Origin of the sequence: Desulfitobacterium hafniense DCB-2 (assembly GCF_000021925.1) — a bacterium.
Classification (GTDB): Bacteria; Bacillota; Desulfitobacteriia; order Desulfitobacteriales; family Desulfitobacteriaceae; genus Desulfitobacterium; species Desulfitobacterium hafniense.
In genome coordinates this window covers 4,388,600-4,404,170 of record NC_011830.1, presented here as the reverse complement: position 1 = coordinate 4,404,170, position 15,571 = coordinate 4,388,600, and the positions used below count along the sequence as shown (strand labels likewise).

At 49.2% G+C, this 15,571-nt stretch carries 16 protein-coding genes; 15 read left to right on the top strand and 1 reads right to left on the bottom strand.

Annotation, left to right across the window (positions count from 1 at the left end; genetic code table 11):
• Positions 1 to 2: 2 nt before the first annotated feature.
• A complete protein-coding gene (locus DHAF_RS20735; protein ID WP_015945064.1) occupies positions 3 to 1,049 on the bottom strand; it encodes an HD-GYP domain-containing protein in 1,047 nt (348 codons plus the stop codon).
• Between the two features lie 210 nt (positions 1,050 to 1,259).
• On the opposite strand from DHAF_RS20735, the gene DHAF_RS20730 reads away from it, so the two are divergent.
• From DHAF_RS20730 to fliY, 15 genes are all read left to right on the top strand, one after another.
• On the top strand, positions 1,260 to 1,865 hold the full coding sequence (locus DHAF_RS20730; protein ID WP_015945063.1) for a DUF4097 family beta strand repeat-containing protein: 606 nt from the start codon (positions 1,260 to 1,262) through the stop codon (positions 1,863 to 1,865).
• Between the two features lie 474 nt (positions 1,866 to 2,339).
• On the top strand, positions 2,340 to 4,529 hold the full coding sequence (locus tag DHAF_RS20725; protein ID WP_015945061.1) for a chemotaxis protein CheA: 2,190 nt from the start codon (positions 2,340 to 2,342) through the stop codon (positions 4,527 to 4,529).
• A 65-nt stretch (positions 4,530 to 4,594) separates the two neighbouring features.
• Complete coding sequence (locus DHAF_RS20720; protein WP_014795285.1) at positions 4,595 to 5,038, top strand: chemotaxis protein CheW; 444 nt, start codon at positions 4,595 to 4,597, stop codon at positions 5,036 to 5,038.
• On the top strand, positions 5,025 to 6,203 hold the full coding sequence (locus DHAF_RS20715; protein ID WP_015945060.1) for a protein-glutamate methylesterase/protein-glutamine glutaminase: 1,179 nt from the start codon (positions 5,025 to 5,027) through the stop codon (positions 6,201 to 6,203). Before DHAF_RS20720 ends, DHAF_RS20715 begins: the two co-directional genes overlap by 14 nt.
• Before the next feature lie 5 nt (positions 6,204 to 6,208).
• Positions 6,209 to 6,739, top strand: a complete 531-nt coding sequence (gene flgC, locus DHAF_RS20710) for a flagellar basal body rod protein FlgC (RefSeq protein ID WP_015945059.1) — start codon at positions 6,209 to 6,211, stop codon at positions 6,737 to 6,739.
• A gap of 7 nt (positions 6,740 to 6,746) precedes the next feature.
• Complete coding sequence (fliE, locus tag DHAF_RS20705; RefSeq protein ID WP_005816234.1) at positions 6,747 to 7,091, top strand: flagellar hook-basal body complex protein FliE; 345 nt, start codon at positions 6,747 to 6,749, stop codon at positions 7,089 to 7,091.
• Positions 7,092 to 7,217: 126 nt separating this feature from the next.
• On the top strand, positions 7,218 to 8,831 hold the full coding sequence (fliF, locus tag DHAF_RS20700; protein ID WP_015945058.1) for a flagellar basal-body MS-ring/collar protein FliF: 1,614 nt from the start codon (positions 7,218 to 7,220) through the stop codon (positions 8,829 to 8,831).
• Position 8,832: 1 nt separating this feature from the next.
• The gene (fliG, locus tag DHAF_RS20695) at positions 8,833 to 9,837 is read left to right on the top strand and encodes a flagellar motor switch protein FliG (RefSeq protein ID WP_005816231.1); all 1,005 of its coding nucleotides are present in this window, start codon (positions 8,833 to 8,835) and stop codon (positions 9,835 to 9,837) included.
• Complete coding sequence (locus DHAF_RS20690) at positions 9,821 to 10,690, top strand: FliH/SctL family protein (protein WP_015945057.1); 870 nt, start codon at positions 9,821 to 9,823, stop codon at positions 10,688 to 10,690. The genes fliG and DHAF_RS20690 overlap by 17 nt, the downstream gene beginning before the upstream one ends.
• Positions 10,674 to 11,975, top strand: coding sequence for a flagellar protein export ATPase FliI (gene fliI, locus DHAF_RS20685; RefSeq protein ID WP_015945056.1), 1,302 nt, complete (start codon positions 10,674 to 10,676; stop codon positions 11,973 to 11,975). The genes DHAF_RS20690 and fliI overlap by 17 nt, the downstream gene beginning before the upstream one ends.
• Positions 11,976 to 11,993: 18 nt before the next feature.
• A complete protein-coding gene (locus DHAF_RS20680; protein ID WP_015945055.1) occupies positions 11,994 to 12,437 on the top strand; it encodes a flagellar FliJ family protein in 444 nt (147 codons plus the stop codon).
• Positions 12,434 to 12,661, top strand: coding sequence for a flagellar FlbD family protein (locus DHAF_RS20675; RefSeq protein WP_005816224.1), 228 nt, complete (start codon positions 12,434 to 12,436; stop codon positions 12,659 to 12,661). The genes DHAF_RS20680 and DHAF_RS20675 overlap by 4 nt, the downstream gene beginning before the upstream one ends.
• Complete coding sequence (locus DHAF_RS20670; RefSeq protein WP_015945054.1) at positions 12,646 to 13,074, top strand: flagellar basal body-associated FliL family protein; 429 nt, start codon at positions 12,646 to 12,648, stop codon at positions 13,072 to 13,074. Before DHAF_RS20675 ends, DHAF_RS20670 begins: the two co-directional genes overlap by 16 nt.
• Before the next feature lie 105 nt (positions 13,075 to 13,179).
• Positions 13,180 to 14,175: a flagellar motor switch protein FliM gene (fliM, locus tag DHAF_RS20665; RefSeq protein WP_015945053.1), complete on the top strand. Its 996-nt coding sequence runs from the start codon at positions 13,180 to 13,182 to the stop codon at positions 14,173 to 14,175.
• Positions 14,168 to 15,421 carry a flagellar motor switch phosphatase FliY gene (fliY, locus tag DHAF_RS20660; protein WP_015945052.1) on the top strand — a complete coding sequence of 418 codons (1,254 nt, stop codon included), beginning with the start codon at positions 14,168 to 14,170 and terminating at the stop codon, positions 15,419 to 15,421. Before fliM ends, fliY begins: the two co-directional genes overlap by 8 nt.
• The last annotated feature ends 150 nt before the right edge of the window (positions 15,422 to 15,571 follow it).

Genomic DNA, 15,571 nt, shown 5'->3' with positions numbered 1-15,571 from the left:
CGTTATAAAACCTGTTCGATAAAGACTGTTCGCTCCTTGGCCAAATCCATATCCACAGGGACGCGCAGGGGCATGTTGACACGATTGTAGTAGATTCTTACAATAGGCCGGGGACCTAGGTTCTGGCGGACATTGATCACGACGCCTACCTGCCCGGTAGACAAGCGGACAAGGGAGCCCAGAGGATAGACGGCCAAATTATTCGTGAAGGCTTGGACAACATGGGGATCGAAATAAAATCCCCCACCGCCATAAAGGTATTCAATGGCCAGGTAATGAGGGATTTTTTCTTGACGGAGCTTCCGGTTATATTGTTCGCAAACAGCTATAATCCGGGAACCAAAGGGGATAGCTTCCCCGGACAGATTTTTCGGGTAGCCCTCTCCGTTCCAGCTTTCATGATGGTGGAGAATATATTTGCAGACCTCTTGGGGCAGACCGGATTCTTTGGTGAGGTAATAGCCGTAAAGAGAGTGCTCTTTCCAGAGATTTTCCTGATGAAGTTGCATTTCAGCCATGTTGATCAGCTGAGGCATCTCACATAGCCCTATATCGTGAAGAAGAGCTGCCATACCGATATGATACAGTTCCCTTTCATCGACACCGAAAGAACCGGCGACAAGCAGACTGAGGACGCATGTTTCCACGCTGTGAGGCAATAAGAAATCATCATCGACAAGTTTGATGCGCATTAAGGAATCTAAAACGACGGAGTTGTCCAATAGTTTAAGAGCTGTTTGACAGGCGACTTGAGAAACCGTGAGCATAAAATCGGAGGTGTTTGCTTCCTCTTTCTCGGGGGCAAGGCGTGTTATCTCTGTTATAAGCCCTTTTTTGAGTTCTTTAACAAGAGAAGAGGTTGGTTCTATCAGTAAAGTATAACGCTCCGTAACGGTAACCGAGCGTATACCCCATTTCTTTATGGCAGCAATATGGGATTCGGTAAGTACTGTTCCATAATTCAACAAAAGATTATTGGTTGTTCCGTCGAATAAGGGTTCGGCCAAAACCATGCCTTCGGAAAGCTCAAAACTGTATAATCTAATCACCTTGCCGCTCCTTTTCAAGGGTTGAATACATTATTATCTATATGATACAGCGGCAATGTAAATGCCGTATTATTTCTTCGTAAATTCTGTGTATGACCTTTAGGGTGTCTAGCTCAACTATTTTAACCGTTCGTCTATTGGGACTTGTTGTTGGTTTGATGTGTGGGTTATAATGGAAGTATAGCAAACCAATGCAAGGGAGGTACTGTCGTGACCAACGAAGAGTTTCAAAAGCTGGTGCTGGAAAAGCTGACGGGTCTCGAACAAGGGCAATCCAAGCTGGGAGAGGGCCAGGTCAAACTGGAGCAAAGGCAGGTCAAGCTGGAAGAAGGCCAGGTCAAGCTGGAGCAAAGGCAGGCTAAGCTGGAGGAAGGCCAGGTCAAACTGGAGCAAAGGCAGGTCAAGCTGGAAGAAGGCCAGGTCAAGCTGGAGCAAAGGCAGGCTAAGCTGGAGGAAGGCCAGGTCAAGCTGGAGCAAAGGCAGGCTAAGCTGGAGGAAGGCCAGGTCAAGCTGGAGCAAAGGCAGGCTAAGCTGGAAGAAGGCCAGGTCAAGCTGGAAGAAAGACAAGTCAAACTGGAGAAGAGAATTGACGAGGTCGAATCCACACTCACTGCCAAGATTGATGCACTGGATGCTAAGGTCGAACGGTACGGTCAAAGCCAGCAGGATGATGTGAAGGGTCTCTTGGAAGTGATGAATAAAAAACTGGACCATATTAGTGCGGTTCAAACCATTCAAGGCGAATCTATCAATATTTTGGCTCTTCGCCAACTGCAGACTGAATCCGAGCTGGCCGCCTTGAAAAAGGCTCTTTAAGAGAGCAAAGGAAAGTGAACCATAGGGAGCTTAGGCATATAGCCGGAGGTCTCTTATTTTTTGCTATTTTACATGGAAGATCGAGCCTCTTGAGTCAAAAAACACTTCGCTTATCGGAGTGTTTTATTTTTCCTGGGAGAAATTAGGATGAAGGTCCTATATAAACAGGACACGTTTATGAGTAAAATAGAATTTGTATCTGAGGAAAATGTAGTAATGTTTTATTTACACTTGAATTAGAGTAGTGTTAGTATTATTAACGTAAAAAAAAACATATATTGGTGAAATGCAAAGATTAGTTGATAGACTCCTTGCTTGGAGGAATTACAAAAAGCATGGCGAATAAAGAACAATGGGCGATTCTGCCCATAAGGCTTACACCGATTACATAATGGATTGGGTATATCATATTGGTTTAGTTCGGGTCATTTTTTCATGTAAAAGAGGAAGCAAAAGTTAGGGGTGGATCTGCATATGAGCCAGGAAGATAATCAAAACTTGGGAGTCGATTTGGGAGAATTTCTGGATTTTTATCTTCTCGATTCACAGGAGCAAATCGAAAAACTGGCAGCAGGGTTGCTGCAACTTGAAAAAGAAGGCAATAATGTCGGATTGATTAATGATCTCTTTCGTTCTGCACACAGCTTAAAAGGAGCCTCCGGAACCATGGGGTTTACTTCGATAGTGGCTTTGACACACTCAGCTGAGGATTTACTGGATCGGCTGCGCCAAGGCAAGATGGAAGTTTCGCTCCCCATGGTTGATGTTCTTCTGGCGGTTACTGATCGCGTCAAGGAGATGTTAAGCCAAGTGGAAAAGCGGGTGGAAATCACCGCAGAGTATCAGGATTTGGTGGATGAGATGCGGGCACTTATGAATGGCGAAACACCTGCTCCGGTTAAAGAGGCGGATAGTAACGATATGAAGGAGAATTTAACCTCAAATTATACGCGGGTAGATTTTCAACTGTCTCTTGAAGTGGCGGAACAGGTCAAAAGTTCACAGGATATGGGGCATGGAGTGTATCAAGTCGATATTAAATTTGCTCCCAATACCTTGATGAGGGCAGTTCGTGCCGTCATGGCCGTACAGCGGATGGAGAATCTGGGTAAAGTGGTTAAGCTCCGCCCCAGCGTGGAAGAGCTGGAAGTGGGCAGCGAAGAAGGCTTTGCCATGCTGATTTTATCTGATGATCCCCCTGAAGAAATTCGTGGGGAGATTCTCCTTGTTTCTGAGCTGGCAGAGGTTGAGGTTCATCCTTACCGCATAGGTGATGCTGTTGACGGTTATGGCAGCGAAGAAGTGGCGGCGGCTCAAGCTGCTGAGTTGCTCCCGGTTGTGGAAGCGGCTCCTTCCTTACCTGTGCGGCCTGAGGCGAAACCTGTACAAGCGGCACCGGTCATTCCGGCAGCGCCGGCTGCCCCTAAGCCCGCCGCCGGCAACGGCAACAATGCTGCCACAGACGGGAATAACCAGGTCCATACCATTCGGGTGGATACTGTACGTATGGATAATTTAATTAATTTAGTAGGCGAGATGGTAATTACCCGTACCCGCCTGGTTCAAATCGGTCATGAGCTCAAGGAACAGTATCGCATGGATGCCTTGGTGAATAACTTGAATGAGACTACTGTGTATCTGGGACGATTGATGAGTGACCTGCAGGAAAGTGCTATGCGTTTGCGCATGGTTCCTATCGGCACCGTATTCAGCCGCTTTCCCCGCTTGGTTCGGGACCTGGCCCGTAAGACCCAAAAGGAAATGGAGCTGGTCCTCCGGGGGGAAGACACGGAACTGGATAAGACAGTGGTGGAAGTTATCGGTGATCCCTTGATGCATTTAATCCGCAACTCCGTGGACCATGGCATTGAGACTCCGGAGGAACGCCGGGCGGCCGGTAAACCGGAACTGGGTACCATCACCTTGGATGCTTATCATGAAGGAAATCATATTGCCATACTGATTTCCGATGATGGCAAAGGCTTGGATCTGAACAGAATCTACGAAAAGGCGCTGAGCCGTGGGCTGGTTGGCGAGCGGGAAGGCCTCTCTGAGCGGGATATTGCCAACTTGATTTTCTTGCCGGGGTTTAGTACGGCTGATAAAGTAACAGATATTTCCGGTCGGGGCGTAGGCATGGATGTGGTTAAGAAGGCCCTGAACAATTTGGGCGGAATGATCGACATCACCACCCGCCAGGGGCAGGGCACTACGTTTACTATTCGCCTCCCCTTAACCTTAGCCATTATTCAAGCGTTATTGGTTGAAGTCAGTACAGAGATTTATGCTGTTCCACTATCTTCGGTCTTAGAGACCTTGCTGGTAGAACGCAAGGATATTAAAAATGTGGGCGGATTACCCATGGTTCAGCTGCGCGGTAATACACTTCCCCTGATCTCCCTCCGGGACAAATTCGAGCTTCCTGCTCCTGAAGCAGAAGCAGAAGAAGTCTTTGTCGTGGTCGTAGGGTTGGGAGATAAGGCACTGGGCCTGATTGTGGACGGATTGCGCGGTCAACAGGAAGTGGTGATTAAATCTTTAGGCGACTTCCTTAATAACTTACCGGGTATTGCCGGAGCAACCATCTTAGGGGATGGCAAAGTTACCCTGATTCTCGATATCGGCAGTTTGATTCAGGATATCCTTGTAACAAGGAAGGGCTAAATATGTCAAGGCAGCTTGGTATGGAATAATAAGGTGCGAGCTGATTTATGAAGGAGGAGACTAAGATGGCGGAAGAACAATTGGTAACCTTCGGTCTGGGTTCCGAGGAATTTGGTGTGGATATTATGTGTGTACAGGAAATTATTCGTATACCGCCTATCACCCGGGTGCCTAAGGCTCCCGAATATGTAGAGGGGGTTATCAATCTGCGGGGCAATGTCATCCCCGTGGTGAGCCTGCGGACTCGTTTTGGGATGGAACGGGTGGAAGAAAGCGATTTAAGCCGGATTATCGTGCTGCAAGTCCAGAATAAAGTCTTTGGCATCCGGGTGGATGCGGTGACGGAAGTTCTGCGTTTGGATACCGAGTCCATCGAACCGCCGCCGCCTGTTGCGTTAGGAATGGATTCCCATTTTATTCGTGGAGTAGGCAAGATAGGAGAACGCTTGCTGATTCTTCTCAACCTTGATCATATTATGGGTGGAGAGATGAATCATGAATCAGCCTAAATCCCCAATCACCGTTTTGATTGTGGATGATTCACCTTTTATGCGGTTAACTTTGCAAAAAATATTAAGTCAGGATCCGGAGATTAAGGTACTGGATACGGCCCGGGATGGCAAGGAAGGCATAGAAAAGCTTCAAGCCCTCCGCCCCCAAGTGGTGACCATGGATATTGAGATGCCCCAGATTGACGGGCTCCAAGCCCTGGGTGAAATCATGCGCTGGCAGCCTACTCCCATCATTATCCTTAGTGCTTTGACCACAGAAGGAGCACAGGCTAGTGTTAAAGCCTTGGAGGCAGGAGCTTTCGATGTGGTTGCCAAACCTTCCGGGGGACCGGGGGCGGATATTCAGGCTTTAGCCCGGGATTTAATCGATAAAGTGAAAGCAGCTGCACAGGTGAATCTAGGACGATTGGGCAAAAAGGGGGCCGTAAGCCGAATTTCGCCTGCTTCAGGAAGCCGGCCCCCCTGGACTGCCGGGGCTGCCAGTGAAAACACGAATCGATTATCCTCTCTGGGCAGTACGAGCTCAACCTTAGGAAGTGCGAAAGGACGTTCTTTGGATAGTGGAGAAGCCTTGCCCAAGTATCCTGTCGAGATTGTAGCGATTGGTACTTCTACCGGGGGACCGTCGGCTTTGCAAGCGGTCTTAACCCAGCTGCCGGGAAATCTCCCTGTGCCGGTATTGGTGGCACAGCATATGCCGCCGGGGTTCACGGCCCCCTTGGCCCAGCGCCTTAATGGGATGTCCCCCCTCACTATCCGGGAAGGAGTTCATGGCGAGGCTCTGAAAGCAGGCACCATTTATTTTGCGCCTGCCGGCAAACAAATGCAGGTGCAAAGCCGTGGCTCCCAGCTCATTCTGCATATTGGCGATGAATCTCCGATTACCACTCTCTATCATCCGTCGGTGGATGTCATGTTCATGTCTCTGGCGAAGGAAGTCGGTAAAGGCACTTTAGGTGTGGTGATGACCGGAATGGGCAATGACGGACTTAGGGGAATGCGGGAGATCAAGGAACGGGGAGGCTATGCTATCGCAGAGGCTGAAGAGACCTGTGTGGTTTATGGTATGCCCCGGGCCATTGTGGATGCGGGGTTAGCCAATCGGGTGGCTCCTTTGGGAGAGATCGCCCGGCATATTGTTGAATGTGTGCAAAGGAGGTAGGGACTATGGGTATATTTGGGTCAATGGATATCAGTGCGTCGGGATTAACTGCTCAGCGGCTGCGGCTGGACGTTATATCCAATAATATTGCCAATATCAATACGACACGAACGGGACAGCTGACCGAAGCAGGGAATCAAATCCCCTATCAGCGTCAGGTGGTCGTGTTTAAAGCCAGAGGCACAGAGTCCAGCTTTGCCGAGACCTTGAATCAGGCCCTGCAGGGCAGGTCGGTGAGCACTACGGCCTTGCTTCAGGGGCAAACCACTTCAGGTGCCACCGGCAACGGTGTGGAAGTCCAGGCAATTGCCGAAGATACTCTGCCTTTTCGCTTAGAATATAATCCGGATTCCCCGGATGCGGCACAAACGACCGAGGATGGAATTCCTGCCGGTTATGTACGGATGCCCAATGTGAATATCGTGACCGAAATGGTGGATATGATTTCGGCCTCCCGGGCTTATGAGGCCAATGTAACAGCCTTGAACGCTTCCAAAGCCATGATGAGTAAAGCACTTGAGATTGGGAAGGGGTGATTAAGCCATGGCTTTTAATCCGATTGCACCTGTCCATCCTTTAATGCTTCAACAAAACCTGAATCCCATTCAGGAAAATAACCCTGTTGAAGGGAGCGGACCGCAAACTCCTGCCGGAGCGGCCAAAGTAGGCGCTGATTTCGGGCAGTTTTTACAGGAAGCCCTGCAAAAAGTAGACAACCTTCAAAAGGAAGCCGATGTAGCCAGTCTCGGCTTAGCCACCGGGCAGATTCAGGATCTTCATACCGCAGTAATTGCCATGGAAAAGGCCGGACTTTCTTTATCCTTAACTGTGGACGTCCGCAATCGAGCCTTGGATGCCTACCATGAAATCATGAGGATGCAAATATAAGGATGTACAAACATAAAGGTCTACATTAATAGTGTACGGTTTTTCACGAAGGAAATTAGGGGGTTAATGTAAATAGTATCTAATATATAATCAGATGATTAATGTTTGAGGAAAGGAGGAGCGATATTGAATTTTTCGTGGGCTGAAATTAAACAATCAATTCTTGGATTTTGGGGCAAACTCTCCCGCCCACAGAAGATCATTACCGTTGCCGCTCCTCTGGCTGTAGCAATTGCGCTGATCTCATTGCTTTACTGGGCAAGCAACCCCAGTTATGTAGCCATTTTTACAGAATTGACGGACATTCAAGCCGGAGAGATTACTTCGGAATTAGATGAATTAAAAGTTAAATATAAATTGGGAAGTAATGGTTCGGCCATTTTAGTTCCTGAGAAAGAGGCAGCAGGGGTTCGCTTGAAACTGGCCAACTCAGGTCTGCCTAAAGGGAGCGAATTCAGCTGGAGTGAGAGCCTAAATAAGACGCGCGTTGGGGAGACGGAATCTGACCGGCGGCTGCGTTACAACCTCGGTTTACAAACTGAGCTGGAGGCCACCCTGAAGACCTTAAGCAATGTCAAAGACGCCCGGGTCCATTTGAACATACCTGAAGAGACCTTGTTTATCGAGCAGCAGGAAGCCACAACGGCTGCAGTAACTCTGACTCTTAAAGAAGGCAGCTCCATTACGGAAGATCAGATCCGGGGGATCGCCAATTTATTGGCCGCCTCGGTAAAAGGACTGAAACTTGAAGATGTGACTATCCTGGACTCCAATGGCAATACTCTTTCCGATGTTCTGAACGAAGACAATCAGCCGGGAAAAATGACCGCTACCCAAATTCAGCTTAAGCAGCTCACCGAAGAAAATACCCGTAAATCTGTGCAAAGCATGCTGGACAAAGCATTTGGAGCAGGGAAAACTATCGTCAGGACGAATGCCACCTTGAATTTTGATCAAGTGACGACTGACACCGTAACCCATGGTCCCGGCTCAGTGCTCAGTGAATCCCATACCACAGAAAATACGACCAACACCTCACCTGGGGGAACCGCTCCGGGAGTCGACACCAATGTGCCGGGCTATTTGGCGCCGGACGGGACCTGGATTACTTCATCTTCTGAAAAAACTTCGGACACGCTCAATCATCAAGTGGATACGACCCAGGAACAACGGATTAAGAGTCCAGGCGATATTGCCCGACTCTCTGTTTCCGTGCTCCTGGATGCCGACAGCATCAGTGCCGATCAGATAGACGATCAGATAGAAAAGATCGAAGCCATCGTCGCTTCCGCTGCCGGAATTGATCGCGAACGCGGGGATGAGATTCAAGTGGCTGCTTTGCCTTTTGATAAGACAGGCGCTCTGGAACAAGAGCAGGCCTTGGCTGAAGCGGCTCGCAAGGAACGGCTGCGCACCTATATCGAATGGGGTGTGGGAGCACTTTTAGCCTTAGTATTCTTATTCGTTCTTTTCCGTATGCGCTCCAAACGCAAGCAAGATGCAGAGTCCCTGGAGCTTGGTCAAGCACTTCAGCCTGTTCCCCTGGCAGCGACGGAAGAGCTTCTGCTTGCTCAGCAGGAAGCTGAAAGGGAAGCTGAGCTTAAACTTGCCCAACAAAAGCAGAAATCTGCTGAAGAAATCCAGCGCCAGAAGATCAAGGAATCTGTGGATATCTATGTGCAGAACAATCCTGATGAAGTGGCACGTCTTGTTAAAACTTGGTTAGCGGAGGAAAAGTAAGATGAGCCAGCAGCTTACTGGGATTCAGAAAACAGCCATCCTGATGATTGCCTTAGGGCCGGATAAATCAGCCAAGGTGGTACAGCATTTAGCTGAGAATGAAATTGAACAGTTGACGCTGGAGATGGCCAATGTGCGTAAGATTTCAGCGGAACAGCGGGATAAGGTCGTCGATGAGTTTTACCAGATGTGTGTAGCCAATGATTATATCGCCCAGGGCGGTATAGATTATGCCCGGGAGGTTTTGGAGAGAGCCCTGGGTGAACAGCGGGCCTTTGAGATCATTACCCGCCTTTCTTCTTCCTTGAAGATGCGCCCCTTTGATCTGGTGCGGCGCACAGACCCTAAGCAGTTATTATCTTTTATTCAAGGAGAACATCCCCAAACCATCGCCTTGATCATGACCCATTTGCCACCGGATAAAGCGGCCATTCTCTTATCCAGCTTACCCCAGGAAAGACAGGCCGATGTGACCAAACGGATTGCTTTAATGGGCAGAACAAGTCCTGAAGTTCTTAAAGAGATCGAGAAGATACTTGAGCGTAAGATATCCAGTCTCGCTCCTACGGATTATACAACATCCGGTGGAATTCAAAGTGTCGTGGATATTCTGAACCGCAGCGACCCGGGCACCTTAAAGGTGGTCATGGATTCTCTGGAAGTGGATGACCCTGAACTGGCCGAGCAGGTTAAACGTCAGATGTTTGTCTTTGAAGACATCGTTATGCTTGATGACCGGGGAATTCAGCTGGTGCTGCGTGAAGTGGATATGAAAGATCTGGCCCTGGCCCTTAAGGGCTCTAATCCGGAAGTGGGGCAAAAGATTATGGCCAATATGTCATCACGGGCATCCCAAAACCTGCGGGAGGATATGGAATTTATGGGCCCGGTCCGTTTGAGGGATGTGGAGGAAGCGCAGCAGCGTATCGTCAAAGTAATTCGCCGCCTGGAAGAAACAGGTGCAATCGTCATTTCAAGAGGTGGCAGTGATGAGATTATATACTAGGACGAGAGTGGTTAAAAGCAATGCAGTAGAGGTCAGCGTGCCCTGTATTGTGGAATGTCGGACGGAAGAATTTCAACTCTTGGGCAAGCATCTTTCTGTAGTCCATGAGCGGAGTGGAAGCCTGTCTCAAGAAGATGAATTTCCCCGGCTTGAGGGTGAGGAAAAGTGGGAGCCTTTAACTGTCACAGCCGATGAAGCAGAGGATGAGAAAGCAAAGGAAATCATGGCCGAGGCCGAAGCCATCCGTACTCAGGCGCAGACAGAGCTTGAAAAGGCTCGGGAAGAAGCTGCGGAGATTTTGGAAAAAGCACGGGTGCAGGGGGAAGAAGCCGCCCTTAGGCTTCGCGAAGAGGTCTCTCACCAGGCTTATGAGGAAGGGTATGCCCGAGGCTTGGCCCAAGGGCTTCAGGAAGGCACAGCTCAGGGAGAACGGGAAGCTGAACGTATGAAAGCAGAAGCCCGGGATATCCTGGCTTTAGCTCAAAGGGCTGCCCATGAGGAATGGAGTAAAGTGGACGAGACATTGCTCCGATTGGCTTTGAAGGTTGCTGAGAGAATTCTTCGTGTCCGTATATTGGAACATCCTGAGCAGTTGCTGCAACGTATTCGCGCTTTGTCCCTGCTCCCTGAAGAACGGGAAGGCTGGAAGCTTCATGTATCCACTGCAGATTATCGATGGCTTTCTCAATGTTCGGATGAGATTAATATCCCCTTCCTGGAAGATCAAACCTTAACCTCTGGAGATTGTTTCCTCGAATGCACCGAAGGTATTTTTGATGCTCGCGTAGAGGTACAGCTGGAACGCTGTGAACAACTCCTGAGAGAGGAGCTAAGGCATGACCGATTGGAATAATATGCTTCATAAAATGAGTGATTTGGATTTAATCGTCTCCCATGGCCGGGTGGCCAAAATCGTCGGACTGATGATTGAATCCGATGGACCCCGGGTCAGCGTAGGGGAATATTGCCGGATCCATACTCAGCAAGGGAAGGAGATTCCGGCTGAGGTGGTGGGCTTTCGCAACTCCACTACCTTACTGATGCCTTTAGCGGAATTGGAAGGAATCGCTCCGGGGGATCGGGTGGTCCCTCAGCAGCATAAACTGGAAGTCGGAGTCGGTCAGGCCCTTCTGGGCAGAATTCTCGACGGGCTGGGCAGACCTTTGGATGGACGTCCTATGGTTACCCAGAGGGATTACCCATTGCAAAATGCTCCCCCCAGTGCTTTTCTAAGGCCAAGGATCAGGGACCCCCTCAGTGTGGGAGTGCGCACAGTGGATGGGATACTGACCATTGGCAGAGGACAGAGAATTGGCATCTTCGCCGGTTCCGGAGTGGGTAAAAGCACTTTGCTGGGCATGATGGCCAGAAATACCACAGCCGGTGTGAATGTGATCGCTTTAGTGGGGGAACGGGGAAGAGAACTGCGGGACTTCATCGAGAAGGATCTGGGCGAAGAAGGCTTAGAGCGCTCCGTACTGGTGGTGGCGACCTCCGACCAACCCGCCTTGGTTCGCCTTAAGGCTGCTTTCACAGCCACGGCCATTGCCGAATACTTCCGGGACCAGGGACAGGATGTGCTCTTAATGATGGATTCCGTGACCCGTTTTGCCATGGCTCAACGGGAAGTGGGCTTGACCGCCGGCGAACCTCCGGCAACCCGCGGCTATCCGCCTTCAGTATTTGCGATGCTGCCCAAACTTCTTGAACGCTCCGGGATGAGCGAGATCGGAAGCATTACGGGTATTTACACCGTCCTTGTGGATGGGGACGATCATAATGAACCCATCGCCGACACAGTCCGGGGCATCCTGGACGGACATATTGTCTTGACCCGGGAACTGGCCATGCAGAACCACTATCCCGCCATTGACACCCTTCAATCCGTGAGCCGGGTTATGAATGACATCATTGCCCCGGAACACAAGGAGCTGGCCGGAAAACTTCGGGAACATCTGGCAGTCTACCATGATGCCAAGGATTTAATCGACATCGGAGCTTATGTAACAGGCAGCAATCCCCGCATCGATGCCGCCATCCGGCATATTGAAGGAATCAATGGTTTCCTTCGCCAGGATGTGGAAGAGAAAGTTTCCTTCGACCAAATGCTCCGGCAGCTTCAGCAGGCCCTTAGGTAAGATAAGGAGGCGATTCGATTGGCCAAATTCAGATTCCGCCTCGAGGCAGCCTTAAGGCTGGCCGAACGCAGCCTTGAAGAGCAGCAGCGGCTTCTTGCTCAGGAGATCCAAAAGCATTTTTCTCTCCAAAAGGCCTGTCAGGATCAAGAGAGAGTGTGGCAATTTGCCTTGCTGGGTCAAGAGGAGGCTTGTCGAACCTCACCTCAGGATCTGGGTCTATGGCAAAGCTTTACCCAAAAGCAGATCGAGCTTCTGCGTTATATAGCGGAGGAAGTATCCCAACAGGAAAAAGTGGTCACACAGCAGCGGCAAAGGCTTCTTGAAGCCCACCAGGATACTGAGAAGTTGAAGAAGTTGAAGGAGAAACAAAGGGCGGTATTCAATCTTAAAGAACAGCGGCGTGAACAAGCTGTCCTGGATGAAGCAGGCCAAATAATGTTTGGACGGAGGAGTAGCTTATGATCGAAGTCACCCGCATCAATGGTAAAAAACTGGTTCTTAATTCGGACCTGATCGAAAGCATGGAAGCAACCCCGGATACGGTCATCACCTTAACGGGAGGAAATAAATACGTTGTCAAAGAAACGACGGAAGAACTCATTCGCAGAGTGACGGAATATAAAAGACATTGTCATCCGTTATTTCGAGAAGAAGGGGAGATGTCAGAGCAATGGACCGAAAGTTAATTATTGCAATTTTTCTTGCCGGATTTTTAGGATCGACCATTGGTGTCGTCGGCACCTTGGGTGCCCAAAAGCTATTCTTCTCAGACAGCCCCAGCCCTACAGGACAGGCCGTGATCAAGAAGGAAGAGGGCCCCGTTATATCTGTTGGAGAATTTACTGTCAATCTTCAGGGCGGAGCTTTTCTTAAGACCTCAATAGCTCTTGAAGGAATGAACGAAAAATCAGAAGCTGTGCTTACAGCTAAGGATGCCTTTATTAAGGATCGGATTAATACCGTTCTTTCCAGCAAGACCTTAAAGGATATGCAACCCGAGGTCCGTGAAGATCTGAAAAACGAACTGATTAGCCAACTTAATGAAGTCACAGGCAACCAGGTTCAGGGAATTTTCTTCTTATCCTTTGTTTATCAGTAAGCATTCCAACTGGAAAATACTGCTTAACTGTGAAAAATGCTGTTGTTTTTGACATACCTGCATTACTATAATACGTAAACAAGAATGTTTGAGAGGGGGGATCTTATGGGAGAGGTATTGTCACAAGACGAAATTGATGCCCTGCTAAACGCACTTTCTGATGGTCAAGTCGATGCTGAGGAAATTAAAACCACGAAAGTACAGAAGAAAGTCCGAGTTTACGATTTTAGACGACCGAACAAATTTTCCAAAGATCAGATTCACTCCCTCCAGAATATTTATGAGAATTATTGCCGGTCCTTGACCACCTACTTGTCGGGGCATCTTCATTCGGTTATCGAGACTAAAGTGAGCTCCATTGAGCAAATAACCTATGATGAGTTCATCCGTTCCTTGCCCAATCCGACGATCCTCAGTTTATATACTTTGAATCCCCTGGAGGGAACACTGCTGATGGAGATGAGTCCGGCCTTGGCTTTTGCGATCATTGACCGGTTGCTGGGGGGGCAGGGACAAGGTTCGGAGAAGAATCGGGATCTGACGGAGATTGAGCGAACGATTATTTCCCACCGGGCGCAACAGATGATTAATCTGATTGGGGAAGCCTGGTCTGAGGTTATTTCCAATGAGCCGGAGTACATAGTTCTGGAAACCAACCCTCAGTTTACTCAAATTGTGGCCCCCAATGAAATGATCATCCTCGTCACTTTGGAGGTTCAGGTGGGAGAAATGGTGGGAATGGTCAATATGTGCCTGCCTTATCTGGTGCTGGAGCCTGTCTTAGACAAACTCAGTACCTTGTTCCTCTTTTCGACTCAGGCCAAAGTGACCTCCAAGGAACAGGTTAACGCCATTCGCAGGAAGATCGAATGGGCAAAAGTGGATATGACCACCTTGCTGGGACATTCGGAGATTTTAGTTCGTGACCTTTTGGAATTGGCACCAGGGGATGTGATCCCGCTGATGCAAAACGTTAAAGAAGCGCTCCCTGTTTATGTTGGGAATTTTAGAAAGTTTAAAGGAATTCCTGGTCTGCATGGGGAACATCTCGCTGTTCAAATAACAGAAATCGTTGAGGAAGGAAGGGATCAGGATGGGTAACGGGATGCTTTCCCAGGAAGAAATCGATGCCCTGCTGGGAGGGAATCAGCAAACGGATCCCCCAGCGCAAAAGGAACCGGCGGTAGAGTTCAGTGATATGGAAAGGGATGCTATAGGAGAAATTGCCAATATCTCCATGGGAACAGCAGCCACAACCCTGTCCCAGCTCTTAGGAAAGAAAGTCGAAATTACCACCCCTAAAGTGGATATGGCCAGTGCAGAGCAAATCCGCAAGGATTATCCCATTCCTTCGGTGATCGTCGATGTCCGGTATAAAGCGGGAATTGAAGGGTCTAATCTTCTCATCCTTTCCCAACGGGATGGAGCGGTTATCGTGGATCTCATGATGGGAGGAACAGGGGAGAACCCCCCGACAGAGCTTTCAGAGCTCAGCATCAGCGGCATCTCGGAAGCCATGAACCAGATGATGGGTTCAGCGGCTACCTCCATGTCCACCATGTTTAATTCTGTCGTGGATATTACACCACCCCAGCTCGTCTTGAATGATATGTCTCCCCAGGATGACGACATTATTACCAACGTGCTTCAATCCCACGAAGAACTGGTGCGGATTTCTTTCCGGATGGTGGTGGAGGATGTCATTGACAGCATTTTAGTTCAAGTGATTCCCATTCATGTAGCGAAAGGAATGGTTGGCAAGCTTCTGGGGACCATGGGAGGAAGCGGTTCGAAACCGGAGCCCAAACCCGCCCCTACCCCTACTCCGGCTCCTTCCCTCCAGATGGAACAGCCTCAGGCACCCGTCAGCGGCTATGGGCAGCCAGCGGCACCGGCCCCCGGTCACTTTATGCCTCAGGCTCAGCCGGAATATCCTCCTCAGCAGCAGCAAGGGTATGGCGGGCCTGCTTATGGGCACAATCAAGGCGGTTATTATACTCCAGGCTATGGGGTTCCGCCTACACCGGTACAACCGGCCCAATTCGTTCCCTTAAAGCCTGGTGATCCCCTTCATGGGCAGGAGAACCTCGAACTTATCTTGGATGTTCCTTTGCAGGTCAGCGTGGAGTTAGGCAAAGCCAAGAAAACCATTAAGGAAATCCTTGAGTTGGGACCCGGCTCAGTCATTGAGCTGGATCGCCTGGCTGGAGAACCGGTGGATATGATTGTTAACGGTAAACTTATCGCCAAATGTGAAGTCGTTGTCATCAATGAAACCTTTGGGATACGCATTACCGATATTGTACAGCCCGGTGAACGCATGACAAAGGCCATGGGGTTTCAATAAAACCCCAGTAAAGATTTAAGATTTATCCCGTTTTTAATAAGTCCTTCGGTAATATGTCAAGACTCTAAGCGAGTCAAATTTTCAGTTAGCTAATAATCAGTGGGCAAAAAAGGCAACAAGAAACCATCTCATTCCCAAACTATCGTGGGA

What these genes read in the sequence shown, in the direction of transcription:
- DHAF_RS20725 (WP_015945061.1), top strand. Translation starts at nt 2,340, where the DNA reads ATGAGCCAGGAAGATAATCAAAACTTGGGAGTCGATTTGGGAGAATTT.
- DHAF_RS20720 (WP_014795285.1), top strand. Translation starts at nt 4,595, where the DNA reads ATGGCGGAAGAACAATTGGTAACCTTCGGTCTGGGTTCCGAGGAATTT.
- DHAF_RS20715 (WP_015945060.1), top strand. Translation starts at nt 5,025, where the DNA reads ATGAATCAGCCTAAATCCCCAATCACCGTTTTGATTGTGGATGATTCA.
- flgC (WP_015945059.1), top strand. Translation starts at nt 6,209, where the DNA reads ATGGGTATATTTGGGTCAATGGATATCAGTGCGTCGGGATTAACTGCT.
- fliE (WP_005816234.1), top strand. Translation starts at nt 6,747, where the DNA reads ATGGCTTTTAATCCGATTGCACCTGTCCATCCTTTAATGCTTCAACAA.
- fliG (WP_005816231.1), top strand. Translation starts at nt 8,833, where the DNA reads ATGAGCCAGCAGCTTACTGGGATTCAGAAAACAGCCATCCTGATGATT.
- DHAF_RS20690 (WP_015945057.1), top strand. Translation starts at nt 9,821, where the DNA reads ATGAGATTATATACTAGGACGAGAGTGGTTAAAAGCAATGCAGTAGAG.
- fliI (WP_015945056.1), top strand. Translation starts at nt 10,674, where the DNA reads ATGACCGATTGGAATAATATGCTTCATAAAATGAGTGATTTGGATTTA.
- DHAF_RS20675 (WP_005816224.1), top strand. Translation starts at nt 12,434, where the DNA reads ATGATCGAAGTCACCCGCATCAATGGTAAAAAACTGGTTCTTAATTCG.
- DHAF_RS20670 (WP_015945054.1), top strand. Translation starts at nt 12,646, where the DNA reads ATGGACCGAAAGTTAATTATTGCAATTTTTCTTGCCGGATTTTTAGGA.
- fliM (WP_015945053.1), top strand. Translation starts at nt 13,180, where the DNA reads ATGGGAGAGGTATTGTCACAAGACGAAATTGATGCCCTGCTAAACGCA.
- fliY (WP_015945052.1), top strand. Translation starts at nt 14,168, where the DNA reads ATGGGTAACGGGATGCTTTCCCAGGAAGAAATCGATGCCCTGCTGGGA.